This is a genomic window from Streptomyces marinisediminis (genome assembly GCF_026262575.1).
Lineage (GTDB): Bacteria > Actinomycetota > Actinomycetes > Streptomycetales > Streptomycetaceae > Streptomyces > Streptomyces marinisediminis.
Map to the genome: position 1 here is coordinate 1 of NZ_JAPKFL010000055.1, position 7,247 is coordinate 7,247.

The 7,247-nt window shown below is 75.2% G+C and carries 8 protein-coding genes, 1 tRNA gene and 1 other RNA gene; 6 read left to right on the plus strand and 4 right to left on the minus strand.

Going from position 1 to position 7,247, the window contains the following annotated elements; all coding sequences use genetic code 11:
* Together OSB71_RS23805 and OSB71_RS23810 are read right to left on the minus strand one after the other, a co-directional pair.
* The coding region (locus OSB71_RS23805) for a hypothetical protein (protein ID WP_265950873.1) at positions 1 to 395 on the minus strand (395 nt) is incomplete at its 3' end.
* Between the two features lie 372 nt (positions 396 to 767).
* Positions 768 to 852 (minus strand) — tRNA-Ser (locus tag OSB71_RS23810).
* A gap of 72 nt (positions 853 to 924) precedes the next feature.
* On the opposite strand from OSB71_RS23810, the gene ffs reads away from it, so the two are divergent.
* The 6 genes from ffs to OSB71_RS23840 all read left to right on the plus strand — a co-directional run bounded on the left by ffs (position 925) and on the right by OSB71_RS23840 (position 5,724).
* Positions 925 to 1,023, plus strand: an RNA gene (gene ffs, locus OSB71_RS23815) — signal recognition particle sRNA small type.
* 45 nt (positions 1,024 to 1,068) lie between these two features.
* The gene (locus tag OSB71_RS23820) at positions 1,069 to 3,324 is read left to right on the plus strand and encodes a DNA polymerase III subunit gamma and tau (protein WP_265950874.1); all 2,256 of its coding nucleotides are present in this window, start codon (positions 1,069 to 1,071) and stop codon (positions 3,322 to 3,324) included.
* A 123-nt stretch (positions 3,325 to 3,447) separates the two neighbouring features.
* Entirely contained in the window at positions 3,448 to 3,759 is a 312-nt protein-coding gene (locus OSB71_RS23825) for a YbaB/EbfC family nucleoid-associated protein (RefSeq protein ID WP_265950875.1), read from the plus strand.
* 19 nt (positions 3,760 to 3,778) lie between these two features.
* Positions 3,779 to 4,378, plus strand: coding sequence for a recombination mediator RecR (gene recR, locus OSB71_RS23830; protein ID WP_265950876.1), 600 nt, complete (start codon positions 3,779 to 3,781; stop codon positions 4,376 to 4,378).
* A complete protein-coding gene (locus tag OSB71_RS23835; protein ID WP_265950877.1) occupies positions 4,371 to 5,117 on the plus strand; it encodes a DUF5063 domain-containing protein in 747 nt (248 codons plus the stop codon). The genes recR and OSB71_RS23835 overlap by 8 nt, the downstream gene beginning before the upstream one ends.
* A 76-nt stretch (positions 5,118 to 5,193) precedes the next feature.
* Positions 5,194 to 5,724 carry a pyridoxamine 5'-phosphate oxidase family protein gene (locus OSB71_RS23840; RefSeq protein ID WP_265950878.1) on the plus strand — a complete coding sequence of 177 codons (531 nt, stop codon included), beginning with the start codon at positions 5,194 to 5,196 and terminating at the stop codon, positions 5,722 to 5,724.
* A gap of 49 nt (positions 5,725 to 5,773) precedes the next feature.
* Here the strand turns inward: OSB71_RS23840 and OSB71_RS23845 are convergent, their stop codons facing one another.
* Both OSB71_RS23845 and OSB71_RS23850 read right to left on the minus strand, forming a co-directional pair.
* Complete coding sequence (locus tag OSB71_RS23845; RefSeq protein ID WP_265950879.1) at positions 5,774 to 6,676, minus strand: carbohydrate kinase family protein; 903 nt, start codon at positions 6,674 to 6,676, stop codon at positions 5,774 to 5,776.
* 178 nt (positions 6,677 to 6,854) lie between these two features.
* On the minus strand, positions 6,855 to 7,247 hold a 393-nt coding region (locus OSB71_RS23850), incomplete at its 5' end, for a proprotein convertase P-domain-containing protein (RefSeq protein ID WP_265950880.1).

Genomic DNA, 7,247 nt, shown 5'->3' on the forward strand with positions numbered 1-7,247 from the left:
CTGTGGTTGTCGCTGTGGCCGTGCTGCCGGGTACACGGCAGGCGATCGAGCCTGATGTCGCCGGTGTCCGGCTGGCCGTCTGTACGGTCGCCAGTCAGCGGATCGCGGCCGGGGCGTCGCGCCAGACACTTGGGCTCGACAAGGCTGGTGAGGAGCGTGCGCAACGGATTGGACTCGGCGTGGCTGCGTCGGCCGGCGATCTCCGCCGTGTGCTTGGCGATGAGTTCCGGAAGCTCTCTGAGCACGACCTGCGGGGCGCCAGCCTGTCGGCAGGCGGTGACCAGGTCCCCGGCCACCTTCGCGATGACCTGTTTCCCGACTGGGGTGACCTGGCCGTTCTCAACGACGAGGGTGTCCGGCGGGAGCGCGTCGAGGCCAATGTCGTTGGTGGGCATGATCGTTTTCCTCCCTATCGCTGTAAAGCCAGACAGGGCCTACCCATGGGCTGACCAGGTGCCTGTGCTCCATTCGAGGGGTATCCGGCCGAGCCCCGTTACGGGGTGGTCAGGTCCCGCGCTTCTGGTGGCAGACCCAGCAGCGCGAGCAACCGGAGCAAGGCCCGTGATCGATGGGGCCGCCGGATTAGGGGAGGACGGAGGCCCGGAGCACGGCACGGGGACGCGTCGCTCGGCAGGCGCGGCGGGCGCTGTCCGCCCACGTCCGTGCCGATCCGATCACCGCGAATGAGACCAGAACTGAGACCAGGGAACGACGAAGGCCCCGACCGTGACCGGTCGGGGCCTTGCGTCTGCCCTGGTGGGCGGGTGCGGAGGATACGAGATTCGAACTCGTGAGGGGTTGCCCCCAACACGCTTTCCAAGCGTGCGCCCTAGGCCTCTAGGCGAATCCTCCGCCGGAGACTTTACAAGACGAAGGGGGGTGGTGGCGAACTCGATCGGGGGTCGGGGGATCGGGTAGGGTGGGCGCAGCCCCTCACGTGGCGCTATCTGACTGAACTCCCCCAGGGCCGGAAGGCAGCAAGGGTAGGTTGGCTCTGGCGGGTGCGTGGGGGGCGTTGACGTTCGTGGGGCGGCTCACCTGTCGGTGGGCTCCGATACCGTCGTAGGCGTGTCATCCCTCGCGCTGTACCGCCGCTACCGTCCCGAGACCTTCGCCGAGGTCATCGGGCAGGAGCACGTGACCGACCCGTTGCAGCAGGCGCTGCGGAACAACCGGGTCAACCACGCCTACCTGTTCAGTGGGCCGCGCGGGTGCGGCAAGACGACCAGCGCGCGGATCCTGGCGCGGTGCCTGAACTGCGAGCGGGGTCCGACGCCGACGCCGTGCGGTCAGTGCCGCTCCTGCCTGGACCTCGCGCGGGGCGGCCCCGGGTCGATCGACGTGATCGAGATCGACGCCGCGTCGCACGGAGGCGTGGACGACGCGCGCGAGCTGCGCGAGAAGGCGTTCTTCGGCCCGGCGGCGAGCCGGTACAAGATCTACATCGTCGACGAGGCCCACATGGTGACCACGCAGGGTTTCAACGCCCTGCTGAAAGTGGTCGAGGAGCCGCCGGAGCACCTGAAGTTCATCTTCGCGACGACGGAGCCGGAGAAGGTCATCGGCACGGTGCGGTCGCGGACGCACCACTACCCGTTCCGGCTGGTGCCGCCGGGCACCCTGCGCGACTACCTGGCCGACGTGTGCGGGCGGGAGGACATCGCGGTCAACGAGGCCGTACTGCCGCTGGTGGTGCGGGCCGGCGCCGGGTCCGTGCGTGACTCGATGTCCGTGATGGACCAGCTCCTGGCCGGGGCGGGCGAGGACGGCGTGACGTACGCCATGGCCACCGCCCTGCTCGGCTACACCGACTCCGCGCTGCTCGACGAGGTGGTGGACGCCTTCGCGGCGGGGGACGGCGGCGCCGTGTTCGGGGTGGTCGAGCGCGTCATCGAGGGCGGCCACGATCCGCGGCGGTTCGTGACGGACCTGCTGGAGCGGCTGCGGGACCTGGTGATCCTCGCCGCGGTGCCGGACGCGCTGGACACCGGGCTCATCGAGGCGCCGGCCGACGTCCTGGAGCGGATGCGTGCCCAGGCGGAGGTGTTCGGGGCCGCCGAGCTGAGCCGGGCGGCCGACCTGGTCAACACCGGGTTGACGGAGATGCGGGGGGCGACGTCGCCCCGGTTGCAGCTCGAGTTGATCTGTGCGCGCGTGCTGCTGCCCGCCGCGTACGCGGACGAGCGCTCCGTGCAGGCCCGGCTGGACCGGCTGGAGCGCGGCGTCGGCGCTCCGGCGGGCGGTCAGGCGGCGGGCGGTCATCCGGTGGGCGGCTCCCTGGCGGGTGGCCCCCCGGCGGGGGGGCCGGTGAGCGGCGCTCCGGCCGGGGGTCCGCCAAGCGCCGGCCCGCCGGTCGGCCGGGCGGGTGGTGCCCCCGCGGCGGGGGGCGCTTCCGCGGGGGGCGGGCCTGCGCCCGGCGGAGTGGGAGGCCCCGCCCAGGGCCCGCCGGCCCCCGCCCCGGCGCCCGCGTCGCAGGCGCCCGCCTCGCAGGCGCCCGCCCCGCCACCGGCCGAGCCCGGTGCCGAGGGCGGCGCCGGACAGGGTGGCCGCAGGCCAGGTGCCTGGCCCACGGCGTCGCCCGGCCAGGCCCCCACCGGGCAGGGGCCCGGAGCCGGTCCGGGGCACGGGACCGGACCGACGCACGCCCCCGGCGCCCCGGCCGCGCCCCCGCCGCAGCAGCACCCGGGCCCCGGCGCCCCGCAGTCCGGCGCCCCGCAGCCCGGCGGCGGGGACGTGGCGCAGGTGCGGCAGATGTGGCCGGACGTGCTGGACGCCGTCAAGAGCAAGCGACGTTTCACGTGGATCCTGCTCAGCCAGAACGCCCAGGTCAGCGGGTTCGACGGGACGACGCTGCGGTTGGCCTTCCCCAACGTCGGCGCGCGGGACAGCTTCGTCGGCGGGGGCAGCGAGGACGTGCTGCGCGCGGTGCTGGGCGAGCGGTTCGGCGTGCAGTGGAAGATCGAGTCGGTGGTCGACGCGGGCGGGGGCGGCGGCGCGGCCCCCGGGCCCTCCGGCCCGCCCGGCCGCCCCGCGCCCCCGGCCCCGCCCGGCCCCGCCCACAGCCCGCCCGCGCCGCAGCCGCAGGCGCCCGCCCCGGAGCCCGCGCGGCCCGCTCCGCCGTCGCCCCCGCCGCCCGCGGCCCCGGCGCCCCGGGAGCAGGCGGCGCCCGAGCCCCCGGCGCCGGCCCCGCCCCCGCCGGTCTCCGTCGAGGACGACGTGCCCGAGGACGACGACCCGGACCTGGACGAGAGCGCGCTGTCCGGGCACGACCTGATCGTGCGCGAGCTGGGCGCCACCGTCGTCGAGGAGATCGAGCACCTCTGAGCCGGACGGGAGGCCCGCGGAGCACGTAGGCTCGGCACACGAGCAGCGCGACCCACGAGCAGCGCAAGCGAGCAGGCGAGAAGGAGCGAGCCCGTGTTTCCCGGTGGTGGTGGAGGAGCCGACATGCAGCAGTTGCTGCAGCAGGCCCAGAAGATGCAGCAGGAACTCGCCGAGGCGCAGCAGGAGCTGGCCGAGACCCCGGTCGAGGGGTCGGCGGGCGGCGGCCTGGTCAGGGCGACGGTGACGGGCGCGGGCGAACTGAAGGGCCTGGTCATCGACCCCAAGGCGGTGGACCCGGAGGACACCGAGACGCTGGCCGATCTCGTGCTCGCCGCCGTGCGGGACGCGAACGCCACCGCGCAGCAGCTCCAGCAGGCCAAGCTCGGCCCGCTCGCTCAGGGCCTGGGCGGCGGCACGCCCGGGCTGCCCTTCTGAGCGGCCACGGGGAGCCGCGGTGTACGAGGGCGTCGTCCAGGACCTCATCGACGAGTTGGGCCGGCTGCCCGGCGTCGGTCCGAAGAGTGCCCAGCGGATCGCCTTCCACGTTTTGCAGGCCGAGCCCGCCGACGTGCGGCGGCTGGCGCAGGCGCTGACGGAGGTCAAGGCGAAGGTGCGGTTCTGCGAGGTGTGCGGGAACGTCGCCGAGGAGGAGCTGTGCCGCGTCTGCCGGGACCCGCGCCGGGACCCGTCGGTCATCTGCGTGGTGGAGGAGCCGAAAGACGTGGTGGCCATCGAGCGGACGCGGGAGTTCCGCGGCCGCTACCACGTGCTCGGCGGCGCGATCAGCCCGATCGAGGGCGTGGGCCCGGACGACCTGCGCATCCGGGAGCTGCTGGCGCGCCTCGCGGACGGCGCGGTCACCGAGCTGATCCTGGCCACGGACCCGAACCTGGAGGGCGAGGCCACCGCGACGTACCTGGCGCGGATGGTCTCCTCGATGGGTTTGAAGGTCACACGGCTGGCCAGCGGCCTCCCGGTCGGGGGAGACTTGGAGTACGCCGATGAGGTCACGCTGGGGCGGGCCTTCGAGGGGAGAAGGTTGCTCGATGTCTGACACCACGCAGGCCGGCACCGGTCAGGCCCGCGGCGCGCTCACCCGTGGCGCGCCGGTCCCCGACCACCGGCCGACGGCGTCCCGGCTGAGCGACGCGGCCGACCCGGACGACTTCGCGGTCCAGATCGCCGACCAGGTGGAGAGCTTCATCCTCGCCGTCACCGAGGTGGCCAAGGGCGACGAGCCGGCCAGCGCGGTGCCGTACCTGCTGCTGGAGGTCTCCCAGCTCCTGCTCGCGGGCGGGCGGCTGGGGGCGCACGAGGACATCGTGCCCGACGAGCGGTACGAGCCGGACACGGGCCCGGAGCCGGACGACGTGGACGAGCTGCGCGAGCGGCTGGCCCGCCTGCTGGACCCGGTGGACGTCTACTCCGAGGTCTTCGACCCCTACGTGCCGCGCGAGGCGCCCGTCGCGTGCCGCATCTCCGACGACATGGCCGACGTCATCACCGACCTGCGGCACGGCATGGCGCACTACCGCGCCGGCCGCACGTCGGAGGCGCTGTGGTGGTGGCAGTTCTCCTACCTGTCCAACTGGGGGACGACGGCCTCGGCCGCGCTGCGCGCCCTCCAGTCGCTGGTGGCGCACGTGCGGCTGGACACCCCGCTGGGCGAGCTGGACGGGCTGGACACCGACTCGGGGGCGGAGGGCGACGACGGCGAGCTGGAGCGCGCGGCCGGCGCCGTGATGGCGGCCGAGATCGGCGTCCCGCTCGGCATGAAGCCGGGCGGGGACTGAGCGGCCCCGGCGTGCGGTGAGTTCCGGGCGCCCGGGCCGTCTGCCCCTGGCAGGACCGGAACCGAGGGAGCCCGAGATGACGAGCACGACGGCAGGCAGGAAGCCCGTGGCGGAGCTGGACGCCCGCTTCAGCGACGGCGCCGCGCGGCCCACCCCGTGGCCGGTGGCGGCCGAGCGGCTGGCCGCGGCCGAGGTGTACTGGCTCACGACGGTGCGCGCCGACGGCCGCCCGCACGTGACGCCGCTCATTGGCGTGTCGGTGGACGAGACGCTGCACTTCTGCACCGGCCCGGGCGAGCAGAAGGCGCGCAACCTGGAGCGCGACGCCCACTGCGTGGTCACCACCGGCAACGGCACCCTGGACGACGGCGAGGACCTCGTCGTCGAGGGGGAGGCGGTGCGGGTGGCCGACGAGGCGCGGCTCGGGCGGCTGGCGCGGGAGTACGCGGCGAAGTACGGCCCGCGGTGGGCGTTCGCGGTGCGCGACGGCCGCCTGGTGCCGCCCGGCGGGGTGGGGGAGCCGGCGGTGGCGTTCGCCGTGGTGCCCACGCGCGCCTTCGGCTTCGCCAAGGGCGAGCGGTTCGGGCAGACGCGCTGGCGCTTTTGAACCACGCGCGGACGGGCGCGGGGGACGCCCTCGCCCTCCCGGGGGCCGCTCAGCCGGTGCGGGCGGTCACCTCGGCGGCCGTGGGCGGGTCGGCGCCCGCCCGGGTGCAGGCGAGCGCGGCGGCGACCGCGCAGCGTCCGAGCACGGCGTCCAGGCGGGCCGTGAGCCCGGCGGGGTCCTCGGCCACGGCGTCCAGCAGCGCGGCCTGGAAGGCGTCCCCCGCGCCGACGGTGTCGACGACCTCCACCCGGGGCGCGGCCACCCGCACGCGCCGCTCCGCCGTCAGCGCGAGGGCGCCGTCCGCGCCGCGGGTGACGACGACGAGCCGGGGCCCGGCGCGCAGCAGGGTCCGCGCGGCCTCCTCGACGCGCACGCCGGGGTAGAGCCAGCCCAGGTCCTCCTCGCTGGCCTTGAGCACGTCGGTGACGGCGGCCAGCCGCAGGCACGCCTCGCGGTAGGCGGTGCGGTCGGGCTGCGCGCCGGGGCGCACGTTGAGGTCGGCGACGACGGTGCGGCCCGGTGTGCCGTGCAGGTGGCGGCAGACCTCCAGCACGCGCTCGGCGCCCGGCGCGACGACGGCGGCCAGCGACCCGGTGTGCAGGACGGCGGTGCCGGGCGGGACGGGCAGCTTCACGGGGTCCCAGGCGGCGATGAAGTCGTAGCTGGCCGAGCCCGCGCGGTCCAGGTGGGCGAGGGCGACAGTGGTGCGGCCGGAGGCGGAGGGTGCCCGGCGCACGTCGAGCCCGGTGCGGCGCAGGTGGGCGGCGACGAGTTCGCCGGGCGGGTCGTCCCCCCAGGCGGTGACGAGGGTGACGGGGCGACCGAGCCGGTGCAGGCCCACGGCGACGTTGGCCGGGCTGCCGCCGGGGTGCGGGGTGAGGTGCGGCGCGCCGGCACGCCAGAGCAGGTCGACGAGCACCTCGCCGACGACCGTCACGCGCCGTTCCACCACGCCGCCACGCTACCGGGGGCGCCCGCGGCGGGGCGACCCGGCCGCCGGAGCCTCCCCGTCCCGGTGGCGGGGTCGTCCGCGCGACGCGGGCGAGGCCGGCCCGGGGCCGGGCGTGGACAGGGCCTGCCGACGCCCCCTCGGCGTCGGCAGGCCCTGGTGTGACCCGGAGCGGTGACCGTCAGAAGGTCAGGCTCCAGGAGTCGAGGTAACCGGTGTCACCGCGGTAGGCGTCGGCCATCCGCAGGGTCCACGTGCCGTTCGCGGCCACCGAGGAGGCGTTGATGGTGTACGTGGCGACCAGGTTGTCGGCGCCGTCGTAGTAGTCGGCGCTCTTGAGCCGGGCCGAGGCGCCGTTCGGGGCCACGATCTCCAGGACCACGTCGCCGCGGTAGGTGTGCTTGATGTCCACGGAGATCTTGAGGTCCGCCGGTGCGGCACCGCTGCGGCCGGTCACCGAGATCCGCGACGTCGCCCAGGTGTTGTTGTCCGGGATGGTGACGTCGGTGGAGTTGGTGAAGACGTTGGCGGGCGGCTCGGGCTCCGGCTCCGGCTCGGGGTCCGGGTCGGGGGT

Bases quoted from the DNA above. Each gene is read 5' to 3' on its own strand.
- OSB71_RS23840 (WP_265950878.1), top strand. From the start codon at position 5,194: ATGACGAGCACGACGGCAGGCAGGAAGCCCGTGGCGGAGCTGGACGCC.
- OSB71_RS23835 (WP_265950877.1), top strand. From the start codon at position 4,371: ATGTCTGACACCACGCAGGCCGGCACCGGTCAGGCCCGCGGCGCGCTC.
- OSB71_RS23825 (WP_265950875.1), top strand. From the start codon at position 3,448: ATGCAGCAGTTGCTGCAGCAGGCCCAGAAGATGCAGCAGGAACTCGCC.